This window comes from Clostridium acetobutylicum ATCC 824, from assembly GCF_000008765.1.
Taxonomy (GTDB): Bacteria; Bacillota; Clostridia; order Clostridiales; family Clostridiaceae; genus Clostridium_S; species Clostridium_S acetobutylicum.
Genome location: NC_003030.1, coordinates 2,576,274 through 2,597,049, shown reverse-complemented (window position 1 = coordinate 2,597,049; position 20,776 = coordinate 2,576,274). Strand labels below are relative to the sequence as shown.

The 20,776-nt window shown below is 29.1% G+C and carries 29 protein-coding genes; 21 read left to right on the top strand and 8 right to left on the bottom strand.

The window, feature by feature from the left end:
• Positions 1 to 119: 119 nt before the first annotated feature.
• Positions 120 to 674, top strand: coding sequence for a hemerythrin domain-containing protein (locus CA_RS12755; RefSeq protein WP_010965783.1), 555 nt, complete (start codon positions 120 to 122; stop codon positions 672 to 674).
• 61 nt (positions 675 to 735) lie between these two features.
• On the opposite strand, the gene CA_RS12750 is transcribed toward CA_RS12755, so the two are convergent.
• Complete coding sequence (locus tag CA_RS12750; RefSeq protein WP_010965782.1) at positions 736 to 1,245, bottom strand: GNAT family N-acetyltransferase; 510 nt, start codon at positions 1,243 to 1,245, stop codon at positions 736 to 738.
• A gap of 139 nt (positions 1,246 to 1,384) precedes the next feature.
• Between CA_RS12750 and CA_RS12745 the strand changes: the two genes are divergently transcribed.
• The 3 genes from CA_RS12745 to CA_RS12735 all read left to right on the top strand — a co-directional run bounded on the left by CA_RS12745 (position 1,385) and on the right by CA_RS12735 (position 4,464).
• Positions 1,385 to 1,822, top strand: a complete 438-nt coding sequence (locus tag CA_RS12745; RefSeq protein ID WP_010965781.1) for a MarR family winged helix-turn-helix transcriptional regulator — start codon at positions 1,385 to 1,387, stop codon at positions 1,820 to 1,822.
• Positions 1,823 to 1,912: 90 nt separating this feature from the next.
• A complete protein-coding gene (locus tag CA_RS12740; protein WP_010965780.1) occupies positions 1,913 to 3,241 on the top strand; it encodes an MATE family efflux transporter in 1,329 nt (442 codons plus the stop codon).
• A 260-nt stretch (positions 3,242 to 3,501) separates the two neighbouring features.
• Positions 3,502 to 4,464 (top strand): aromatic acid exporter family protein, encoded by a 963-nt coding sequence (locus CA_RS12735; RefSeq protein WP_010965779.1) that lies wholly within the window; start codon positions 3,502 to 3,504, stop codon positions 4,462 to 4,464.
• Positions 4,465 to 4,500: 36 nt separating this feature from the next.
• On the opposite strand, the gene CA_RS12730 is transcribed toward CA_RS12735, so the two are convergent.
• Positions 4,501 to 5,463, bottom strand: a complete 963-nt coding sequence (locus CA_RS12730; protein ID WP_010965778.1) for a methyl-accepting chemotaxis protein — start codon at positions 5,461 to 5,463, stop codon at positions 4,501 to 4,503.
• Positions 5,464 to 5,767: 304 nt separating this feature from the next.
• On the opposite strand from CA_RS12730, the gene CA_RS12725 reads away from it, so the two are divergent.
• The 7 genes from CA_RS12725 to CA_RS12695 all read left to right on the top strand — a co-directional run bounded on the left by CA_RS12725 (position 5,768) and on the right by CA_RS12695 (position 10,529).
• Positions 5,768 to 6,364: a carbonic anhydrase gene (locus CA_RS12725; protein WP_010965777.1), complete on the top strand. Its 597-nt coding sequence runs from the start codon at positions 5,768 to 5,770 to the stop codon at positions 6,362 to 6,364.
• Positions 6,365 to 6,512: 148 nt separating this feature from the next.
• A complete protein-coding gene (locus CA_RS12720; protein WP_010965776.1) occupies positions 6,513 to 7,046 on the top strand; it encodes a DNA topology modulation protein in 534 nt (177 codons plus the stop codon).
• 14 nt (positions 7,047 to 7,060) lie between these two features.
• The gene (locus tag CA_RS12715) at positions 7,061 to 7,591 is read left to right on the top strand and encodes a GNAT family N-acetyltransferase (RefSeq protein ID WP_010965775.1); all 531 of its coding nucleotides are present in this window, start codon (positions 7,061 to 7,063) and stop codon (positions 7,589 to 7,591) included.
• A gap of 19 nt (positions 7,592 to 7,610) precedes the next feature.
• Positions 7,611 to 8,039, top strand: coding sequence for a hypothetical protein (locus tag CA_RS12710; RefSeq protein WP_014518987.1), 429 nt, complete (start codon positions 7,611 to 7,613; stop codon positions 8,037 to 8,039).
• 177 nt (positions 8,040 to 8,216) lie between these two features.
• A complete protein-coding gene (locus tag CA_RS12705; RefSeq protein WP_010965773.1) occupies positions 8,217 to 9,047 on the top strand; it encodes a CPBP family intramembrane glutamic endopeptidase in 831 nt (276 codons plus the stop codon).
• 146 nt (positions 9,048 to 9,193) lie between these two features.
• Positions 9,194 to 10,153, top strand: coding sequence for a hypothetical protein (locus tag CA_RS12700; RefSeq protein WP_010965772.1), 960 nt, complete (start codon positions 9,194 to 9,196; stop codon positions 10,151 to 10,153).
• A 31-nt stretch (positions 10,154 to 10,184) separates the two neighbouring features.
• Positions 10,185 to 10,529 carry a TfoX/Sxy family protein gene (locus CA_RS12695; protein WP_010965771.1) on the top strand — a complete coding sequence of 115 codons (345 nt, stop codon included), beginning with the start codon at positions 10,185 to 10,187 and terminating at the stop codon, positions 10,527 to 10,529.
• 14 nt (positions 10,530 to 10,543) lie between these two features.
• On the opposite strand, the gene CA_RS12690 is transcribed toward CA_RS12695, so the two are convergent.
• From CA_RS12690 to CA_RS12675, 4 genes are all read right to left on the bottom strand, one after another.
• Complete coding sequence (locus CA_RS12690; RefSeq protein WP_010965770.1) at positions 10,544 to 11,008, bottom strand: pyridoxamine 5'-phosphate oxidase family protein; 465 nt, start codon at positions 11,006 to 11,008, stop codon at positions 10,544 to 10,546.
• 156 nt (positions 11,009 to 11,164) lie between these two features.
• The gene (gene def / locus CA_RS12685) at positions 11,165 to 11,617 is read right to left on the bottom strand and encodes a peptide deformylase (protein ID WP_010965769.1); all 453 of its coding nucleotides are present in this window, start codon (positions 11,615 to 11,617) and stop codon (positions 11,165 to 11,167) included.
• Positions 11,618 to 11,854: a helix-turn-helix transcriptional regulator gene (locus CA_RS12680; RefSeq protein ID WP_010965768.1), complete on the bottom strand. Its 237-nt coding sequence runs from the start codon at positions 11,852 to 11,854 to the stop codon at positions 11,618 to 11,620.
• A gap of 63 nt (positions 11,855 to 11,917) precedes the next feature.
• Entirely contained in the window at positions 11,918 to 12,670 is a 753-nt protein-coding gene (locus CA_RS12675; protein ID WP_010965767.1) for an alpha/beta fold hydrolase, read from the bottom strand.
• 150 nt (positions 12,671 to 12,820) lie between these two features.
• Here CA_RS12675 and CA_RS12670 point away from each other — a divergent pair, with 150 nt between their 5' ends.
• The 5 genes from CA_RS12670 to CA_RS12650 all read left to right on the top strand — a co-directional run bounded on the left by CA_RS12670 (position 12,821) and on the right by CA_RS12650 (position 14,971).
• Positions 12,821 to 13,270, top strand: a complete 450-nt coding sequence (locus tag CA_RS12670; protein WP_010965766.1) for a TetR/AcrR family transcriptional regulator — start codon at positions 12,821 to 12,823, stop codon at positions 13,268 to 13,270.
• A gap of 342 nt (positions 13,271 to 13,612) precedes the next feature.
• A complete protein-coding gene (locus tag CA_RS12665) occupies positions 13,613 to 13,852 on the top strand; it encodes a zinc ribbon domain-containing protein (protein WP_010965765.1) in 240 nt (79 codons plus the stop codon).
• A 1-nt stretch (position 13,853) separates the two neighbouring features.
• A complete protein-coding gene (locus CA_RS12660; protein WP_010965764.1) occupies positions 13,854 to 14,027 on the top strand; it encodes a VOC family protein in 174 nt (57 codons plus the stop codon).
• 179 nt (positions 14,028 to 14,206) lie between these two features.
• Complete coding sequence (locus tag CA_RS12655; RefSeq protein WP_010965763.1) at positions 14,207 to 14,629, top strand: GNAT family N-acetyltransferase; 423 nt, start codon at positions 14,207 to 14,209, stop codon at positions 14,627 to 14,629.
• An 18-nt stretch (positions 14,630 to 14,647) separates the two neighbouring features.
• Positions 14,648 to 14,971, top strand: a complete 324-nt coding sequence (locus tag CA_RS12650) for a protease inhibitor I42 family protein (protein ID WP_010965762.1) — start codon at positions 14,648 to 14,650, stop codon at positions 14,969 to 14,971.
• A 168-nt stretch (positions 14,972 to 15,139) separates the two neighbouring features.
• On the opposite strand, the gene CA_RS12645 is transcribed toward CA_RS12650, so the two are convergent.
• Complete coding sequence (locus CA_RS12645) at positions 15,140 to 15,538, bottom strand: bleomycin resistance protein (protein ID WP_010965761.1); 399 nt, start codon at positions 15,536 to 15,538, stop codon at positions 15,140 to 15,142.
• A 91-nt stretch (positions 15,539 to 15,629) separates the two neighbouring features.
• Between CA_RS12645 and CA_RS12640 the strand changes: the two genes are divergently transcribed.
• The 5 genes from CA_RS12640 (at position 15,630) to CA_RS12620 (ending at position 19,937) form a co-directional block, all read left to right on the top strand.
• Positions 15,630 to 16,424 (top strand): multinuclear nonheme iron-dependent oxidase, encoded by a 795-nt coding sequence (locus CA_RS12640; protein WP_010965760.1) that lies wholly within the window; start codon positions 15,630 to 15,632, stop codon positions 16,422 to 16,424.
• A 272-nt stretch (positions 16,425 to 16,696) separates the two neighbouring features.
• Entirely contained in the window at positions 16,697 to 17,116 is a 420-nt protein-coding gene (locus tag CA_RS12635) for a PH domain-containing protein (RefSeq protein WP_010965759.1), read from the top strand.
• Between the two features lie 360 nt (positions 17,117 to 17,476).
• Positions 17,477 to 18,310 (top strand): hypothetical protein, encoded by an 834-nt coding sequence (locus CA_RS12630; protein ID WP_010965758.1) that lies wholly within the window; start codon positions 17,477 to 17,479, stop codon positions 18,308 to 18,310.
• Positions 18,311 to 18,330: 20 nt separating this feature from the next.
• The gene (locus CA_RS12625; RefSeq protein WP_010965757.1) at positions 18,331 to 19,113 is read left to right on the top strand and encodes a hypothetical protein; all 783 of its coding nucleotides are present in this window, start codon (positions 18,331 to 18,333) and stop codon (positions 19,111 to 19,113) included.
• A 23-nt stretch (positions 19,114 to 19,136) separates the two neighbouring features.
• Entirely contained in the window at positions 19,137 to 19,937 is an 801-nt protein-coding gene (locus tag CA_RS12620) for a hypothetical protein (RefSeq protein WP_010965756.1), read from the top strand.
• Positions 19,938 to 20,044: 107 nt separating this feature from the next.
• On the opposite strand, the gene CA_RS12615 is transcribed toward CA_RS12620, so the two are convergent.
• Positions 20,045 to 20,590 carry a hypothetical protein gene (locus CA_RS12615; RefSeq protein WP_010965755.1) on the bottom strand — a complete coding sequence of 182 codons (546 nt, stop codon included), beginning with the start codon at positions 20,588 to 20,590 and terminating at the stop codon, positions 20,045 to 20,047.
• Between the last annotated feature and the right edge of the window lie 186 nt (positions 20,591 to 20,776).

Genomic DNA, 20,776 nt, shown 5'->3' with positions numbered 1-20,776 from the left:
GACTCAATGCGAAGCTAGGTGATATAAAAGTATATTACCTAGCTCTTTATTTAGGAATAAAAATTTAACTTATAATATATACGTATGTGGATATAATAATATAAAAAGGGGGCTAAACTTTGGATAGCATTAATTTAATGGTAGAAGAGCATACTTATATAAAAAGAATGCTTATAGTAGTTAGGAACGCTAGTATTAACATTTTAAATGGTGGAAAAATTGATTATGACGATTTTTATAAAATGATTGATTTTATAAGAAACTATGCCGATAAACATCACCATGGTAAAGAAGAAAATATGCTTTTTAACAAAATGGTAGATGAATTAGGAAATCCAATAGAAAAGGTTATAAATATGGGGATGTTAGTTGAGCACAATCAAGGAAGAAGCTTTATTTATGACTTAGAGGAAGCTTTAAAAAGGGTTAAAAACGGTGACGATGATTCCAAGGTGGATGTTATAGCAAATGCAGTGTCGTATGAAAATCTTTTAAAAAGACACATTGAAAAGGAAGATAGCACAGTGTATACTTTTGCTTCAAAAAATCTTTCAAGAGAAACCTTAGATAAGATTAACAGTGAATGTGAGAAGTTTGAGGAAATAGAGAGCAAAAATAAGGTTCAGGAAAAATACATAAAGCTTTTAGAGGATTTGGAGAAAAAGTACATATAGCCAGCTTGAATCTTATATATTTTTACAAAAATAGATTTTGAAACTTCTGTAAGAATAATTTTTAAGGTTCAATCCAATATCTTTGAACTAATTTGTCACCGTCAAGAATCTCATTTTCTAGTATTCCGCCACAGGATTTTATGGTTTTTGCAGAAGCAATGTTATTTGAGTCACAGGTTACTAAAACTTTGCTAATTTTCAGCTTTTTACATTCTTTAAGAGCCATTTTAAGCATTTCTTTAGCATAACCTTTTCTGCGTTCATCTCTTTTTACACTATATCCAATATGACCACCGTAGTTATATAAATATTCATTTAATGTATGTCTGATATTTATCATACCAACTAATTTATCATCAGCTTCCCTTACAGCCAAATACATATGAGCAGGCACACCAGTATGTTTTGTATTTTCTTTTTCATTATCTAGTACAAATTTCATCCAATCTTCATAAGAATCATAATCAGCTAGATAAGATGTGCCTGCTAATGTATCGTGATTTTTTATAAATTCTTTTTTATACTCTAAAACTTGATTTTTGTATTTTATAGATGGCTTTAATAATTTCATATACGACCTCCTAAATTGTTTATTGATAATTATACTATACATAAATTTGCAAAGCAAATAAAATAATACTTGACACTTAAAGTTCTAACTATTATACTATAAATAATTAGAGTTCTAAGTATCTTATGGGAGGATTACAATGAAAGAGTCAAATCATTTAATGGATACACCATATTCTTACCTTATTAGAAGTATAGGTATGAAGCTAAAAACAAGTGCTGATGCGAGATTAGCTGAATTAGGGCTTAACTCCCAGCAGGGACGTATGATAGGATATATATATGAAAATCAAGAATCAGGTATTATTCAAAAAGATTTAGCACAGTTTTTTGGGAGGAGAGGAGCTAGTATCACAAGTATGCTTCAGGGCCTTGAGAAAAAAGGATACATAGAGAGGAGAATTCCAGAAAATAATGCAAGACAAAAAAATATTTATGTGCTTCCTAAAGGGGCTGCATTAGTAGAGGAATTTAATAATATATTTTTAGAGGTTGAAGAAAGTATTACTAAGGGTTTAACTAAGGATGAGCAGAAGCAACTTATGTCAATACTCATAAAAGTAAATAGAAGTATGTAATTTTTAAATGATATTCTATTTAGGTAAGTATAGGTGAAACGTTAGAATTCTAATAGTTAGATGGCTAATAATTTGTGGAGGAGAGATAGAATGGAATCGTCAAATGAATATTATTTAGAGAAGGCACCAATAAGAAAGGCAGTTTTCAGTCTTTCAGTTCCAATGATGATTGGTATGTCTGTAGGTACAATATACAATGTTATAAATGCTTTTTTTATTGGACTTATGCATAATACCAATATGCTTACAGCTGTTACGCTAGGGCTTCCAATCTTTACTATACTAATGGCTTTTGGAAATATGTTTGGAGTAGGTGGAGGGAATTTTATTACCCGACTTATTGCAAAAAATAAGGTGAATGAAGCCAAAAGTGCAGCTGGATATACCTTTTACAGTAGTATGATAGCAGGAGTAATTATTGCTGTAGCTGCTGTAGTATTTATTAATCCTATTGTTAAGATACTAGGGGCAGATTCATTGTCTAGCAGTTACACAAAGAATTATGCTTTAACTATGTTTTTAGGAGGCTTTGCTGTAATATTGAATTTTGCTTTGGAACAAATGGTGAGAGCTGAGGGCGCTTCAAAGGAGTCTATGTATGGGATGTTTGTTAGCACAGCTTTAAATTTTATTTTTGATCCGTTATTTATACTTGTTTTTAAGCTTAATGTAGTTGGCGCGGCAGCAGCAATGCTTTTGGCAAATCTAGGGTCATCCATTTATTATATTTACTATTTGGATAAGAAAAGTGAAAAATTAAGAGGCTTTATGGGATATTTTAAGATCTCAATTAAAAATAAAATGGAAATATATAAAATAGGGATTTCCGAATTACTTATGTCTTTTTTTCTAATTATTACAACACTTCTTTTGAACAATTTTTCAATTGGATATGGTGATAGTGTAGTTGCAGGTTTTGGTATTGCCCTAAGGATTGTTCAAGTGCCCGAATTTCTTTCCATGGGTGTAATGATGGGAGTTATGCCGCTAATAGCATATAATTTCTCAAAGAAAAATTTCGCAAGATTAACAGAAGGTATAAAGACCTCAGTTTTATTTATTGTAATTTTATCGGCTATATTTGGAGGAATTGTATATGTTTTTAGAGTAGAAGTATTGCATTTCTTTTCTAAAGATCCTTCAGTTATGAAGATTGGTGGGTATATAATGCTTGCTATGCTTATTTCGTCTATGTTTAACGGAACTACAGGTTTGTTCACAGGAATTTTTCAAGCTTCGGGTAAAGGAATTTCAAGTACAATTATGGCTGTCACTCAAGGGATGCTTTACATTCCAGTAATTATTTTATTGCATCATTTCTTTGGATTGGATGGGGTCATTTGGTCTATGACCATAACTGAAATTATAACTTTTTTTGTAGCATTAATATTGTATATTCCATTTAAGTTGAGTTTATGAGGTGCTATTTTTCTTACTGAAATAAAATTAATATATTGTACTTATTATTGTAACGTGGGTGTAACATTATTAGTGTAATATATAATTATAGTAATCAATAAAGTGAATAATTAAATATATAGGCAGTCAGTTTGTTCCCCCTTACTGACTGCTTTTATATTTGTAAAAAGTACTAATGCGAAGTCAAGTTTTACTATTATACCTTTTTAGTTTAATATTTAGTGTATAATAGTAAATAAATATTTTAGAAAGGAGAGTATATGAGGATTATTGGACTTAGAACTTTAAAAACGGCTTTAGGAGCGGCTATAGCCATTATAATTGCAGAATTCTTAGGATTAAAGTATGCAGCAGCAGCTGGAATCATAACGATACTAAGTGTTCAAAATACAAAAAAGACTTCCATAATTATAGCTTTTCAAAGGCTAGCATCAACTTTACTGGCACTTATTATAAGCTGCATAATATTTATGATTTTTGGCTATAATCCAATAAGCTTTGGAGTATATTTAGCAATATTTATTCCCCTTACAGTCCTATTTAAGCTTACAGAGGGAATTGCAGTTAGTTCTGTACTAGTTACGCATATTTTAGTCGAAAAAACTATATCAGTATTTTGGCTTAAGAATGAGCTCTTATTGATGGTAGTTGGAGCCGGTATAGCAATACTCTTAAATACATATATGCCCAAAATTGATAAGAGAATAAAGGAAAATCAAATTGAGATAGAGAATCTCATGAAAAAAATACTTTTAAATATGGCGAGGGAGCTTAGAGGAGAAGCCATACAAACAGAAAATTTGTCTCTTTTTAGTGAACTCTCTAAGGCAATCAAAAGTGGAAGCGAGAGGGCATACAGAAACCTCAATAATAATATAATAGTTTCGGATAAATACTATGTTATGTATATGGAAATGCGAAACATGCAATTCGAAATTTTAAAATATATGAGAAATCACTTCACCAAGTTTTATATGAGCTTTGAGCAGACGAAATTAGTGGCAGACATAACTGAAAAGATAGGAGAACAGCTTCATGAGGAAAATCCTGTAGATACACTTATTGAAGATTTAAGAGAGCTTTTCAAAACTTTTAAAGAGCAAAAGCTTCCAGAGACAAGAGAAGAATTTGAAAATAGGGCACTGCTTTTTCAGTTCCTAAATGACTTGGAATATTTTCTAGAGATAAAAAGAAAATTTATAAAGAATAAAGTAAGTGTTTAAGGAGAGATAAACAACTTACTTTATTCTTTAGAGTGTTTATTTATTATTTATTTCATACTCTAATTTTTCCAAGAGACCTAGAATATCAGTAAGATAATCTATTTTTATGGTTCCTTTTTGATGAAGTGTACTAACTGAAGTTATATTTTCTGTGCTTTTTTTAGAAACGAGAGAGATAGAATCAGTTATCCCATTCATGTTTGAAGCAGACTCAGTTAAAGTATTATTAATATAATTTATTTTTTCATCAATATCCTTATTTGATTCGGTTATGCTTGAAAAAATGTTAAGGGACTTATTTGTTTCACTAACGCCGTTTTCTACCTTGCTTAAGATGTTGCTTAGATTATTATTTAAATCACAAGCAGAGACACTTATATTTTTTATGTTTGAAGCTATAGAATTAGATAAATGTTTTGTCTCATTAGCTAAATTTTTAACTTCATTAGCAACTACTGAAAAACCTCTACCAGCTTCGCCAGCACGAGCTGCCTCAATACTTGCATTTAAGGATAACATGTCAGTTTGTTCTGATATCTCAATAATCTTTTTTGAAAAAGAATTAATAGTCTCTATATTGCTTTGAAGTTCCTTGAAATTTGTTTCAAAGGATTTTACAAAATCAACTATTGATATGAATTCAGTATTTACAGAAACAATGCTATTTTCACCTTGATTTATAAGAGGCTTTCCATTTTGAATGCAATCTTTAATTACCTTTGAAGTTTCCGCAAGATTTTGTATACTGCTATTAAATTCTTTGACTGAAGTAGATACTGTATTAATGCTAGTATTAGTTGAATTATAGGAAGCATCAGTTTCGTCAAGGGTATTTATAAAATCTTTTTCGGCATCCATAAGTTCAGTTAACTTTTTAGTGATTAAGATGGTTGTTTCCTTTATTATGTTATTTATATTTGAGTTGTCACTTTCCTTTAAGGTGGTATCCTCAATTGAATCACTAGTATTGATATTAGCTTTGTTTTTAAACCACGGCATAAAAATTCCTCCTATTTATTTAAAATATAAGTGTTAAAGTATTAAGATATTTATTTTTAAATTGCAAAAAGCTTACTTGCATTGAAACTATCATTTTTTTACAATAATTTATATGTATTTTGGAGACAATAAAAAGTACTGAAAATTTATATTACTTAGTAGGTTTCGGCGTAAATTTAAATATCTTGAGTTAGTATGGTTAATAAATTAAATTGTGAGATGATATAAGGCTTTATAAATAGTTTGATTTTTCCATTTTCTTTGTTTATAATATATAAAAATCAAATATTAAGGGGGTAAGATAGTGAAGGACGAATTTTTAGTTATAGAGAAAACTCTTATGGAAGGTAATAAAAGATTCATGTCAAATAAGCTTAAGCTTAAAGATTTTTCAGAAAAGAGAAGGAAAGACCTTAAAGAAAATGGTCAAAGACCTATGGCAGTTGTAGTTTCCTGTTCTGATTCTCGAGTTCCTCCTGAAATTATTTTTGACCTCGGTTTAGGGGAAATATTTACTGTACGTAATGCAGGTAATATTGTTGATAGTAACACTATAGGTAATGTAGAATTTGCTGTTAATCATTTGGGGGCAAAATATGTTTTGGTAATGGGGCATGAAAAATGCGGTGCTGTTGAAGCTGCATTAGAGGGAGTAAGTAATAATGAAAAGCTTAAAGGTTTCATAGAACCTTTAGAGAATGTTGTAGCTAATGCACTTGAAAATAATAAAAAGTGTACACGTAAAGAAATCATAGATATTATAGAGGACAAAAACGTGGAAGCTTCGGCAAATAAGCTTTTAGAAAGTGAAAATCTTAGACAGCTTAAGAGAAAAGATGAAATTGAAATAGTTAAGGCTAAGTATTTTCATGAAACAGGAGAAGTGAAAATACTTAGGTAAAAGCATGGTATAGGATTTCCTTATGAAATCCTATTTTTTATTGACAAATATAAATTTTCTTACTATCATTAGACTATTATGTTAAATATTAGAATAAGGTGCCGATATATAAATGAAATCATATTATTGTATTGAGTAGTGATTTGTGATGAAGCAAATAGGAAATAGGGTAATTATAATAGGTTCTCCTGGAAGTGGAAAAAGTACTTTTGCTAAAAAAATTTCCGAAATATTAGCACTTCCATTAATTCATTTAGACAAGGAGTATTGGAATTTTGGTTGGATAGAAACACCTAAAGAAAAATGGATAGAGATGCAGGAGGAATTCATAAAAATGGACAAGTGGATTATTGATGGTAATTATGGATCCACAATAGATATAAGACTTAGAAGAGCGGATACTATTGTGTGCTTTTGTCTTCCAAGAACACTTTGCCTTTTTAGAGCTTTTAAAAGATATTTAATAAATTTAAATAAGGTTAGGGAAGATATGGCAGAAGGCTGCAAAGAGAACTTTGATTTGGAATTTGTGAAATACATATGGGATTTTCCTAAGAACTATGGAGAAAAGAATATTAAACTTATTAATGAAAATAAGGATAAGAAAATTTTAATATTTAAAAAGAGAAATGAAGCTAATGATTTTATTAGAGAAATATTAAACTATGAGAGCAATTTATGAAAGTGTGATGATTTATGTTTAACTCAATTGAACTATATTTGCTTAAGGAGGAGCATATAAAAAGATTATTTGATTGGAATAGAAGTGAAAAGCACCTTGAATATTATACTTGTCGCCCAGTAAAACAGTATAAGTCATTTGATGAATATAGAGATAAAATCTTAAAAAGTACTGAACAAGGAAAGAAAATAACATATGTTTTAATAGAAGAGAATAGTAATGAACCCTTAGGAAAGATTAGTTTATTTGATTTTAACACAAGAAATCGTAGTGCTGAAATTGGATACTACTTGCCGGAAGTTAATAGAAAAAGGGGACTTGGGAGTATTATGCTTGATAAATTTTTGAATAAGGCATTTAGTGAAAAATCTCTTAACTTAAATAAAATTTATGCTACTACAGCTTCAAATAATTATGCGTCTATAAAACTTTTAGAAAAGTATGATTTTAACTTAGATGGCAGAATTAGAGAGCGCTATTTTATTAAGGAAGATAAATATGATCAGCTTATTTATTCAATTCTAAAAAGAGAATGGAAGGAGTAAATTGAAGGAGGTGAAGTTTATGTTGAGAAAGGCATTAGCAATAGTATTGTTTTCTATGATTATTTGTATTATAGTCGGGTGGAATTTTAATAGAGTAAATGAAAGAGCAGAATTTGGTAGAGATAATTTTAATCTTTTACATAATAAAAAGAGTAAAGGTTTAGAAATTAAAAATTACAAACCAACCTCTTCTTATGATATTGCAAGGCTTAAAGCATATGAATGGGATAGAGGAGGAGAAATTGTTGATTGGAAGAATGCTGAGGTTACTGAGGGAAAGTTCAATCCAAGTGTTGCTAAGGTGGTGAAAAATAATAAAGAGGGTTTAAAAGGAAGAGCTGTTTATATAGTAACATTTAAAACTAATAATGAAAAAATACTAGGACCAATTACTATCTATTTAGATAAACTTTCTTATGAAATTTTAGGAACTGCTCTTAGAGATTAGTTGAAATCATAAAATTCAGGCTTGTAGAACAAAATGGAAAAAGTAATTATCGTTCATACAGTAATATTTAAATTGCTTTGAAAAAAGCAAGAAGTAATGATAAAATAGAAAATGCTTTTATGTCCAATTAATAAAGATTTTTATTCTACATAAGAAAAAATTTTAGGAGGGATTAGCTTGGATTTTAAACTTTTTAAAGATATAAAAACTAGATATTTATTTATAGCAATGACAGCCGTTACAATTGTAAGTGGTATATTACTTGCATTTATTAACGTGCTTTTTAATATTAGTTTAACAGATGATGTTAATGAGCTGTATGCTCTAGTAGTTACAGTTATTTGGTTTCTTATGGCTTTGATTTTTATAAAGGTAAATAAAATAAAAATAAGTGATTTTTTTGGCAAGTTTCCTAAAAAGAGTTTTATAGTAGAGGTACCATTTACGTGGATTATAACTTATTTAGGTGCTATGGGAGCTATCCTAATAATGTTTTATGTAATAGCTACCTTGGACCCGCACATATTAAAAGGTGTACAATCAAATGTTGAGTCAAGACCAACAATATTATCAAGCGGTTTTTTCGTAGTTATATCATTTCTAGGAACAGTTATTGCAGCGCCAGTAGCAGAAGAGTTTATATTCAGAGGAATACTTTTTAGAAGACTGTACAGTAAATATGGATTAATTGCAGGTATTTTTCTATCTTCATTAATTTTTTTTGTACTTCATCTTACACTTAATCCTATAATTTTCTTTTTGGCGTTAGGTCTTGCTATGCTTTCTTATAAATATAAATCCTTAATACCATCTATTTTTCTTCATGCTCTTAATAATCTAATTACATTTTTGCAAAATTCAGCTAGAACAGCAGCAAGTGATAGTTCTGCAAGTATGACTGTAGACAATTCTATGCTCATAATTGGAATTATATTTTTTATTCTCTACCTGATATTTTTAGTTGTTAGTTTGAAAAAATGCTCTAAACTTAAGTCAGCTTTAGAGTAGTAAGTGATGCTGAGATGAACCTATAACGTAGATACTTATAGAAGTATTTATTTATATGGGTTCTTTTTTATAATAATTTTATATATAGTTTTTTAGGATTTAGAAGAATATAATAGTATGTAGCCTTATATGGGAGAGAAGATTAAATGAAAAATATAAAAATAAGTGATTTGAAAAAAGGCGATATATTATTATTTTCACCGCTTTATAGTAGCTTAGAATCAAGACTAATATCTTTAATCACAAATGCGCCGGTAACACATTCAGCTTTATCCTACTATGATAATAGCAAAATTGCAGAGGAAATAGCACCAAATGCTCAAGTTAATAATATAAGAAGTAGAGTAGGAAATAGGAAAATTACTGTAATGAGATTAAATTCTTATAATAAAGATATGACCAAGGTTGTAAATGAAGCTGAAAAGTATATTATAGATAAAGTTCCATATTCAGAACCAGGATTAATATTTGGGGCAGTATTTATGCTTTTTAAGAGGGCTATAATAGGTGAAAATCTTCAAAGAACTTTGATACCAATGATGAAGATTATAATTAGTAATATAATAAGATTACTAGACAAGGGAGTGTATCATGATAATCACCCTATGGTATGTTCACAATTTATTTTTAACTGTTATGAAAATGCGGGAGAAGAGTACAAGTTAATTATTGATAATAAGCTTCAGAAAACAACTTTACTTGAGCAGGTTCAGAAATATATAAATGAAAATAGTACTGCTTTAGAAAATAAATTGACTAAGGACATAAGTGAAATAAATAGTAAAAATCATTTTGAAAAGCTAGATAGAGAGGTTATTATAAAAGAGATTTATAGGGAGTTTAAAAAAGATAAATGCTTTGGATTTATAACAAGGAGGAGTTACTTGGAGGAATTTGTATTGACAGTACATGAATTCTGCAGTGTTTTAAACTATTTCTTTAATAATAGTAGGGCAGATAAATTAATAGAAAATAGTGACAGGGGACTCGTTTCTAAATCAATTGGTGCAATGATAAAGGATGAAGCATATTTTGTAACACCAGGAGATCTTTTGAATAATTGCAGGAATTTAATTAAGCTTGGTGTTTTGGATAATAATTCTTAAGTTTTTATACATTTAGAAAGGTGTGAGAAAAATGGCTTCAAGTGAGGAATTTATGGAGTACGTTAGTGAACAAATAAGTGGTGCAGGTAAAATAACCTATAGAAAGATGTTTGGAGATTATGGAGTATACTGTAATGGAAAGATAATAGGATTAGTATGTGATAATCAGTTTTTTTTGAAGGTAACAAAGATTGGAAGAGAATTACTTAAAGAAGTAGTAGAGGCACCTGCTTATAATGGCGCAAGACCTTCTTTTTTAATTGAAGATTTAGAGGATAGAGAGTATTTAGCAAAGCTTGTATATGAAACTTACGAGGAGCTTCCGATTAAGAAGTCTAAAAAAAGAAAAAAAGAAACTATAAAAGTGGCATATTAAATACCACTTTTATGCTATTTTCTCGATTTACCTGAAATGTAATCTATGTTTATTTTTATAACTCTAGTTTTTATGCTTGATGTATTAATGTATACTTTGCCTTTTTCTATGTAAGAAGAGGAGTATTTTTTTAATATCTCCAAAAGAACCTCGTTTTTCTCTTCATTAAAGACTTCTTCGGCAGTTCCAAATACAACTACACTTTCATAGTTTGTAGTAAACTTATCAGGCAGTACAGAGGTTTTTCCAACAATAGAAAAGCATAGCTTGGGGTTATTTTCTATATTTTCTAGTTTATGTCCTTCTGTGGCACTGTGAAAATAAATAAAGCCATTTAAATATACGTAGCTTATTGGTACACCATAGGGATACCCATTTTCACCTATGGTAGATAAAACACCATATTCACAGCTTTTTAGTATTTTTTCAGTTTCCTTAAAACTAAGCTCTCTTTCTTTTCGTCTCATTTCCTTAAACATGGTTATTCCCCCTTGGAATTAATGTTTATTTTTCAGGTATGTATTAAGTGTTGAAAATAAAGGAAATTTATATAATAATTATAGCACTACTATTAATTAAATAAAACATATATAGAAAAACCGCATAATTTGATTGAATTATGCGGTCCTTGGGGATTATTTTATATATTCAGTTACTAAGTCTGTAAAAAGAATTCCATCTAAATGATCTATCTCATGACAAAAACATTTTGCTAGAAAACCCTCTCCTGTTAAAGTGATTTTTTCACCATTTTCGTTTAAAGCCTCAACTGTTACTTTTTTAGGTCTTTTAAGTTTTCCATATACATTTGGAATACTTAAGCAGCCCTCTACAACTTCTTGTTCTCCTTCTTTTTTTACTATTTTAGGATTAACAAGCTTTATGATATCTTCTCCTGTAGCTATTACAACTAGTTGTTTTAATATTCCTACCTGTGGAGCAGCTATGGCAGCACCGTTTTCTGTGTTTTGAAGGGTATCCAGCATGTCATCTAAAATTTGTCTTATCTTATCATCAACTACCTCAACAGGTCTGCTCTTTTTTCTTAATATTTCATCCTCTGAAAGTCTAATTTGTCTCAACGCCATTTATATAACACCTCTGATTTGTTTAGCTCTTGATTTTTTTTCACTTTCTTCAAAAAGAAAAATATATTCTATAGATTTATGAAAAACCTTAGAAATATCATAAGCTAGCCATATAGAAGGTTCACACTTTTCTGTTTCTATGGAGTTAATGGCTTGTCTAGATACACCTATAAGATTTCCAAGCTGTTCTTGAGTTAAGCCAAAGGCTTCTCTAAGTTCTTTTAATCTGTTTTTCATAAATCATCACCTCTATATCTTACACACAATATAGCATATGTATTTTTTTGTGTCAAGTATACCTTACTTTTTGCTATTAAAAAGCTTATTCAATAAGTCTAAATACTGTTTTGGATAAGCTAAACTTATTTCGCCATGCTTAGCTTTTGGTATAATGTTTAATATGCTGTTATCTATGGTTTCATTGAGAAGTTTAGCAGACTTTTTCATTATAGATAGTTCCCTTTCTCCTACTAATATAAGTGTACTTGCCGTTGTGTTACATATAGAATTAGGCATTGGATAAGATCCATTGCTTTTTGTAATATTTATTAATGTTTCTTTTGTCATCTTTGAACTTTCTTTATAGTAGGTTTCAAATAATTCTTGAGGTACATTTAAGGTTTTAGCCTGAAGCTTTGCAAACCACTTCTTTTTTATAAGTCCATAGGCTAGGCTGTTCATTGCAACCATTAAATTAAGTGATAATTTTATAGGATAAACTAATGCACTTTCTATAACAGCATATTCTGAAATATTATGCTTTAAAGATAATACTTCAACAAGAATCTGAGCACCGAGAGAAAGACCACAAATACAAAAGACATGTCCATTACAGCTCTCTTGAATATAGTTGATAACATGTTTAGCAGAGTTACTTATACTTATAAAAGTGTTATTATAGTCTTCTCCGTGACCATCAATAATAGGTGTAACAATTCTATAGCTATTTTTTAATGCAGATAGTTCTTCTTTAAAGGACCAGAAGGAAAGGCCTCCACCATGAAGAAAAACTATAGTAGGCATATTTTTATTACCAAATTCCTTGAAAATCATAAGAAAGTATACCCCCCGATAAAAGATATATATATTATAGCACTTATTAAATGAAATCTGAGTTCTATATAGTGTGAAGAATGGATTATTGACATATATATATCTATAAAATATAATGAGCATAAAATCAGTGAGTATGGAGACGGTGAAATGAAGGTATCACAGAGACAAATTCAAAAACAAGAAACTAGAAAAAAGATAATAGAGGCTGCGTATGAGAAATTTAAAAACAAAGGAATTGTAAAAACTACAACCTCAGATATAGCAAAAGCTGCAGGTGTGTCTCACGGCACAATTTTTGCTCATTTTAAAACACAGGAGGAGCTTTTAAGAGAGGTAATCCAGGTGTTCTGTAGTAAAATAATTATGCATACGCATAGTGTTTCAGAGAAGGCTGTAACTATGAGAGAAGTTTTAAGTGCTCACCTTGAAGGAATAAAAGAATTTGAAGAATTTTATATAAGGCTTGTGAGTGAGATGAATCTTCTGCCAAAGGATTCAATAAGTGTTTTTGTGTCTATTCAATCTGCACTTTCAAAGCATTTAACTGAAGTAGCTGAAAAAGAAATAGATGAGGGAAAGATAAAAGGCTGCCTATAAGCTTTATTTTTAATACTTGGATAGGACTTGTAAATTATTATTTATTAAATAGAGAATTATTTGCACCAGGAGAATCTGTTATAGATAGATATAAAAATCAATTAGTAGATAATTTTATAGAGTTAATAAAAAAATAGTATATTGAAATTTACAGCCCATAGCTAATTAACTAAGGGCTGTTTTAATTTACATATAGAAATTTTTATAGTTTCTATTATTTTTGTTATTGGATTATCAATTAATTTTAAAATACACTCGTTTTTATTGACAAAGGAAAATATTAAAATTATAATGAGCATATAGTCAATGAGTAATTAGTCAATGAATGAAAGGGGATAAATTATGAAAACTTGTATAGCTTGTGGCATGCCAATGAATAACAAAGGAGATTTTGCAGTAGGTGATGAAAGTAAAGATTACTGTAAATACTGTGCTAGAGAAGATGGAACAATGCAAAATTATAATGAAAAACTTAAGGGAATGACTGAATTTATAGTTAGAACTCAAGGATTTGATGTTAAAGCTGCAGAAAATATCGCTAGGGAAATGATGTCTAAGCTTCCTGCTTGGAGGGAGCTTTAAAATGAAGGATTATGATAACTTTTTTCTAGGTGTTGAAGATGTTAAGGATACATATGAAATACTTAAGAAGAGAGGAGTAAGCTTTTTATCAGATCCCTTTAAAATAAATACAGGGACGGCTTTGGAATTTGAAGATACTTTTGGGAATAGATTAGGAATTACTGATTACAAATAAGAATAAACTAAAATGTTGATATTGTATGTTATTAATCCGTTTAATATATAATATCAACATTTTTTATATGAATTGTTTTGTAAAAATTTTCAATTGAAGTATAATATATGTATTGCTTTCGGAAATAAATGATTTCACTCTAGTTGATAAATTATTAAGGTGGAAAGGAGGTTTTAACTTTGGTCATAGAAAAATTAAGGATAGAAGATATTCCACAACTTTTAAAGCTTTATAATACACTTGCCCCATTTGAAAGTTCTCACAAAAAATCACTTGAAGTATATAATGAGATGTTAAAGGACGAAAATTATCTCTTGTTAGCAGCAAAAAAAGAAGAAGAAATCATAGGATCAGTACTTGGAATATGCTGCAAAGGATTAATGTTCCCATTTTTGGTGATTGAGGACGTAATTGTAAAAGAGGAAATTAGAGGAAAAGGAGTTGGAAGAAAGTTGATGAAAGCTCTTGATGAATTTGCAAATAGAAAAAACTGTTCGTATGCAATTCTTGTATCCTCTGGATTTAGAGAAGGTGCACATAAATTTTATGAGAGGGTTGGATTTAAAGATAGTGTTAGAGGTTTTCGTAAAATTTATTACTAAATATAAGGAGGCAAAAATGTGACAAATAATGAAGGGTATGGAACATTACTCATTACAAACGGCATTAATAGAGTTAAGCTTGGAGAAAAAACTTGGATTATATTGAATGCAAATTCATCAACTGGGTATGTATGGAGGTTAACTTTAGATAATTCCAAAGTATATAGAATTGATAAGAACTTTTATTTGCCATCTAGAACAGGATCGGTAGGAACTCCAGGGAAAGCAGTATGGATTTTAAAGGCAATTAAAAAAGGGGAAGCTTCTATAGTTTTAAATTACGCTAGAGTCTTTGATAAAGAAGCTTTAAAAAGTATTGTGTATTCAATAATAGTGGAGTAACTTAATTTAGAGAGTGGATATGTTTATAATAACCTCTGTAAGAAGCTTAAATTAAATCTTAAAGAAATAGCAAGCCTTCCAGCTTAAAATGAAATGTACAAAATTGGGCAAAGGCAAAAGTTTATAGTTCAATGAAATTTAAAATAATAAGATAGTATTTAATTTATTTTAAATTTTTTGTGAGAATCTTAAGAGATATCCATCAGGATCTTGAACTAAAACTTCCTTGAAAGTATGATTTTCAGGACCTATTCTGTAATTGCTAATAAATGGATCTTTAAATAGCTTTATATTGTGTTTATTTAAAGAAGTTATAATTTTTTCTACATCTTCTACAAAAAATTGAAGGTTAATTCCTCTTCCGAAAGGATAAGTAGTCAAAGCTGTACTCCAGCTTCCATTAGCACCTTCATCAAGCATTAGTTGAGCACCATTAAGTGAAATGAAGGCAAAACTATCTTCTTCTCTTTCATATTGGACTTTAAAGGAGAGTATATCAACATAAAAGCTTTTTGATATGACTATGTTAGTTACAGATAACTCAGGTACCAGGCTATTAAAAATCATAGGATTACCTCCACTATATGCTATAATAATTTATAGTTTACCATAATATAAAAGGAAAAAGTATATATTATTGAAAAAGGGAGATATAGTTATGTATATTGGATGTAATTGGTCAAAGGCTTTGAAATTTCTTCTAGAAAAAGATGAGGTTAAGATAGATTATATTAAAGCAGGTGCGTATGGAGATTTTGAAAATGAATTTTCTACTATGCGCTCAATGAAACCAATTCTTATACATGGGCTGGGAAAATTTGAACGCACAGGTATGAAGGATATTAACTTAGTTGATTTTGATCGTGCAAATTCTATTATTAAAAGGTGCAGTTCTCCTCATTTTGGAATACATCTTGAAATAAAAAATTCGGATATGTACGAAGGAATGAGAGATGAGAATATATATGAATATATGTGTAAGCAAATTCAGACTTTCAAGAAAAATATAGAAGTTCCTCTTTTGCTAGAAAATGTTCCAGATTCCCCAATAGAACATACCGTATTTGATTGTTATCCATATTTTCAGCCTAAAAAACTTACAAAATTATTTTTAGATAATAATGTTGATTTTTTACTTGATTTAACTCATGCCAAAATAACTTCGAAATATCATAAAATAGATGTTCACGAATATCTAAATGGACTTCCACTTGAACGTGTTAGAGAAATTCATGTTAATGGTTCAGGATATGATGAAGAAGGATTTCCTATGGATACGCATAGTTCTATGGAAAAAGAGGATTATGATCTTCTTAGATGGGTTTTAACATATTCAAAGCCTTACGTGGTTACCTTAGAGTATGCCGGTACAAAGAAAGAAAAAGAGGCTGATATTATAGCTTCTTTAAAAACGCAGCTTAGAGAAATACAAAATATTATTATAAGTAGATAGGTAGGCAGGTGTGAAAAATACTTGCTTAATTTTATGCAAAAAAATCCTATAGTAAAGACATATAAGCTTTGATTGAAGGGTTTACCGGTCTACCCGTTTAGAACCTAAAGTGGAAAGATTTAAGAGAAATTTAAAAAGTTTTTGGCCAAATTCAAACCTTATATTACATCATAATCTTAAAAAAGAAAATTTTTTAAAAGTTTATAAGAGATTTTTTAATTAAATTATGATAATATGTTAAATGGAATTTAGCAAGGTTTGGAGGATTTATTATGAAATTTAATGATGAAAAAGTAAAAGAAATAGTTACACCATTTATGGACGAAGATGATTTAGCTTCATATTATTGTTACGGCATTGTAACAGCAACTAGACTTCAAATGTTTCTTTTAGGAAGTTTTTCAGGATTGGCTAATAAGCAATATTTATTAACATTTACTAACAAAAAATTAATAATGACTAGAATGGGTATGTCTGGAAAGTTAAAAGGATCAGAAGTTATAGAGTATACAAATATAAAGAGTGCAAAAATATCAAATTTGTTTTTTGTGTTTGGAAAGAAAATTAAATTAAAATTTAATGATGGTTCAAAAGTAAAATTTAACATAAATCGTCGTGTTATGGGAATAAAAAAACAGGGCGAAAATCTACAAAACATTTGCCAAATACTTAGGGGAAAATTTGCTGCATAAATAATTATAGATTAAAGGGATGTTTGATAAGAAAATTTATTGAACATTCTTTTATTATTATAGATTTATAAAGTACAACGTTGAAAAAAATATCCTAATTCTAAATTTAGCAAAAACTTTAATCCTATATAAAAATTGTTTAAAAAAGATGGAAAAATAACTAAAAATGTGATATTATATCCTTCGTGGTAAAAAAATATTTCTTAATCACATAAAGTTTATTTAGTTAAAGTTAGCTGATTTTATACAATTAAGTTGAATTTAAATGAAAATTTATAGTGATTAATTAAATTATAAAATTCAAAGATAATTACGTTAAGGATAGTCAAAATAATTTTTTAAGGAACTAGGAGATAATATATGAGAAAGAGTATATTAGCAATAGTATTAATTTTGCTATCACTTATTGGATACAGTAAAGGAAAAGTTGAAGAGCCTCCTAATATAAGCACAAAAAATAGAGATGTAATGCTAAATTACATTGAAAAAAAGTATGGGAAAAAGTTTGTATTTAAAGATTATTACAATATTGGAGAAGGAAAAAAGGATAATTCAAAAGCTATATTTTATCCAAAAGAAGACAAAACAAAGAGATTTACAGTATATAAAGTTAAAGAGGTTCAGGATGTAAAGGAAAATGGTAAGGATGTTATCAAAACTGTAAACACCTATGAAGATGATTATGCCCTTAGATTAATTGAACCTATAGTAGATAAAAAGATAAAAAATTCAGTAGGAATAGGATTTCCAAATTTTAAATATGCTTCGTACATTACAACCTATGGACCAACAAAAGGCAAATACACAAATAAAGTAGATTATGATGAGTTTGTAGCAAAAGAAGGACAAGTAGCTCATATGAATATCGTGATTTTTGTAAACTATGAAAAAAGCTTTGATAAGCACAAGGAAGCAGAGGAAAGCTATTCATTTATAAAAAAAGTAATTGACAGTAAGTTGATAAAAAGTCCAATGGAGTTAGAAGCTAAGTTTTACTATTTAAATGAAAGAGACTATAAAAAGATAAATGCAAGAAAAAATAGATACGATTTTGGTGACTATATGACGGGTGAACATGAGAATACTCAAAGTGTGAATTTTAAGTATAGAGTACAACATTTTCTTGATTTAAAGTCTAAAGGTGGAATTAATTATAATCAGGATGTACTAGATATTGAAAATAAAATTAAATAATAAATTTAGGAGCAAGAGAAATGAAAAAAAGAAGAATATTAAGTGCTTTATTAATAGTATCAATTGTAGCAGTTTTAGGTGGATGTGTTAAACCAGGGGTAAGTAAAGAGCAGGTTCAAAACTATTTAAAAAAGAAATATAAAAAGGAATTTGTAGTAGATGGATATTACCATAGTAGTAAAAAAGTAGACAGATTAAAAATGATAGCACATCCAAAGGGAAATCCAGAGGATAAATTTTTAGTAGAAAAATATAATTATGATACTAAAAGCGTATATGAAGATAATTATGCATCTAGAGTATATTCTCACATGGTAGATGATAAGATAAAAGCTACAGTAGGAAATGATTTTCCAAACTTTAAATATGCTTCGTACATATCGCTTTATGAATGCACAAAAGAGAATTATATAAACCCAATTGATTATGATAAATTTGTGGAGGATCAAGGTAAAATTTCAACAATTAATATAAGTGTTATTGTAAATTATGGTGACGACTTTAATAAGAATACAGAAGCACAGCAAATATATGCATTCATGAAAAAAATAATTGATAATAAGTTGGTGAAAAGCCCAATGCAAGTAGAAGCCTCTTTCTATTTTGTAGATTCCAAGAATTTTGCTAAAGCAAATGCAAAAGAATGTGCGTACAATGACTCTAAAAGTGCCCTTGGACAGGATTATTCAAAGAATGATATCAATATCTACTCTAAGTATAATATAGATCATGATTGCAACCTAGAATCAGAAGATGGAATTAACTACAATCAGGACATAAGAGATATTATAAATAAACTTTGATTGGTAAAATAGGAGGAGAATAAATGAAGAAGGGAAAAATACTAAGTGCCATATTAATAGCATTGGTTGCAGCGGTTTTAGGTGGATGCAGTGTTAAATCATCAGCTAAGGATGACAAGGCTTTAAGTTATTTAAAGAAAAAATATGGAATGCAATTTGTAATTGATGGATACTATAATTCTAATGATGGAAAAGAAGTAGAGCGTTCTAAAATAATAACTCATCCGACAAATAATAAAAGCAAGCCATTTATAGTTGAAAGGGTTAAGATAGGAACTGATACAAAAATCACTTATGAGGATGACTATTCGTGTAGATTAATAGAACCTATGGTAGATAAAAAAGTAAAGAATATATTAGGTAATGATTCTTCAAACATTAAGTGTGCGTCATATGTTTCGGCAGAGGACTATCAAAACTTAGATGATTATACAAGTAAGATTGACTATGATGCGTTTATTAAGGATCAAGGCAATAATTCAACTATAAATATTATAGCAGTTGTGAATCATGGAGATAATTTTGATAAAAATACTGAAGCTCAAAAAGTATATTCATTTATGAAAAAGATAGTTGATACTAAATTAGTAAAGACACATATGCATATAGAGGTTTCATTTTATTTTGTAAAATCTCAGTATTATAATAAAACAAACCCTCAAGCAATTGCTTATAGATATAATAGATCAATGATGGACTCTGAATGGTTAAATAAAAATGAGAATACAACTAAAAACTATGTAGATCATTCGTTTACTTTGAGATCAGAAGATGGACTTAGTTATAACCAAGATATAAATGAAATTATGAAGAATATGCATTAATTTAAAAGGAATATAATGTTAAGAGTAGTACATATATTGAATATACTACAGCCTATTTAAATAGTTAAATAAAGTGGACTTGATTAAACTCAGGTCCACTTTGTTTTTTACTGCATGCTGCCACTTTGCATAGTGCTTTGCATATTTTTCTGCATATTGGTTTGCATATAGCTTGTAGAACCACCTTGATTTTGCTTGTTTTGTTGTTCGCCCATAGCCATTATATTTAATTGTTCCTGTGCTTGGTTGATAATCTGATTCATTTTTCCAAATACTTCATTAGATACTATTTGTTGATTTACCTGATTTAAAGCATCCATTGCTTGTTTAACAGAGTTTTGTAATTGCTGTTGAGTTTGCTGCTGCTGCTGCTGAGCTTGTTGTCTAAAGTTTTGAATTTGAGACATTAATTGTGTTGCGGTTTGTTGACTTTGCTGAGCTTGTTGTCCTTGTTGGCCTTGTTGAGACATTTGGCTTTGAGTACCGTAAAAGCTTTGTCTTCCACTTACACTGGAACCGCTAGATTTAAGCTGATTTAATGTACATTCCATGGCGCTAAGCTGACTTCTAAGATCTGATATTTCTTCACCAAATTCTGCACTGAGTTTCTTATCTTTATAGTTCTCTAGTACTTTTTTGCTCTTTTCATCCATCGAATATCACTCCTTAAAATTTATGATTTTTATTTTATAATTCAATATTATATTATCCCAATTATAATTCTTCTTATTCTAAATCAGTAGGGCAATTAAATTGAAAAGGTGGGCAGATTTAATTTATATGGAATTTCGATGAATTATTATAATATATTTAATATTGTGGAGTAAAAGATAAATAAT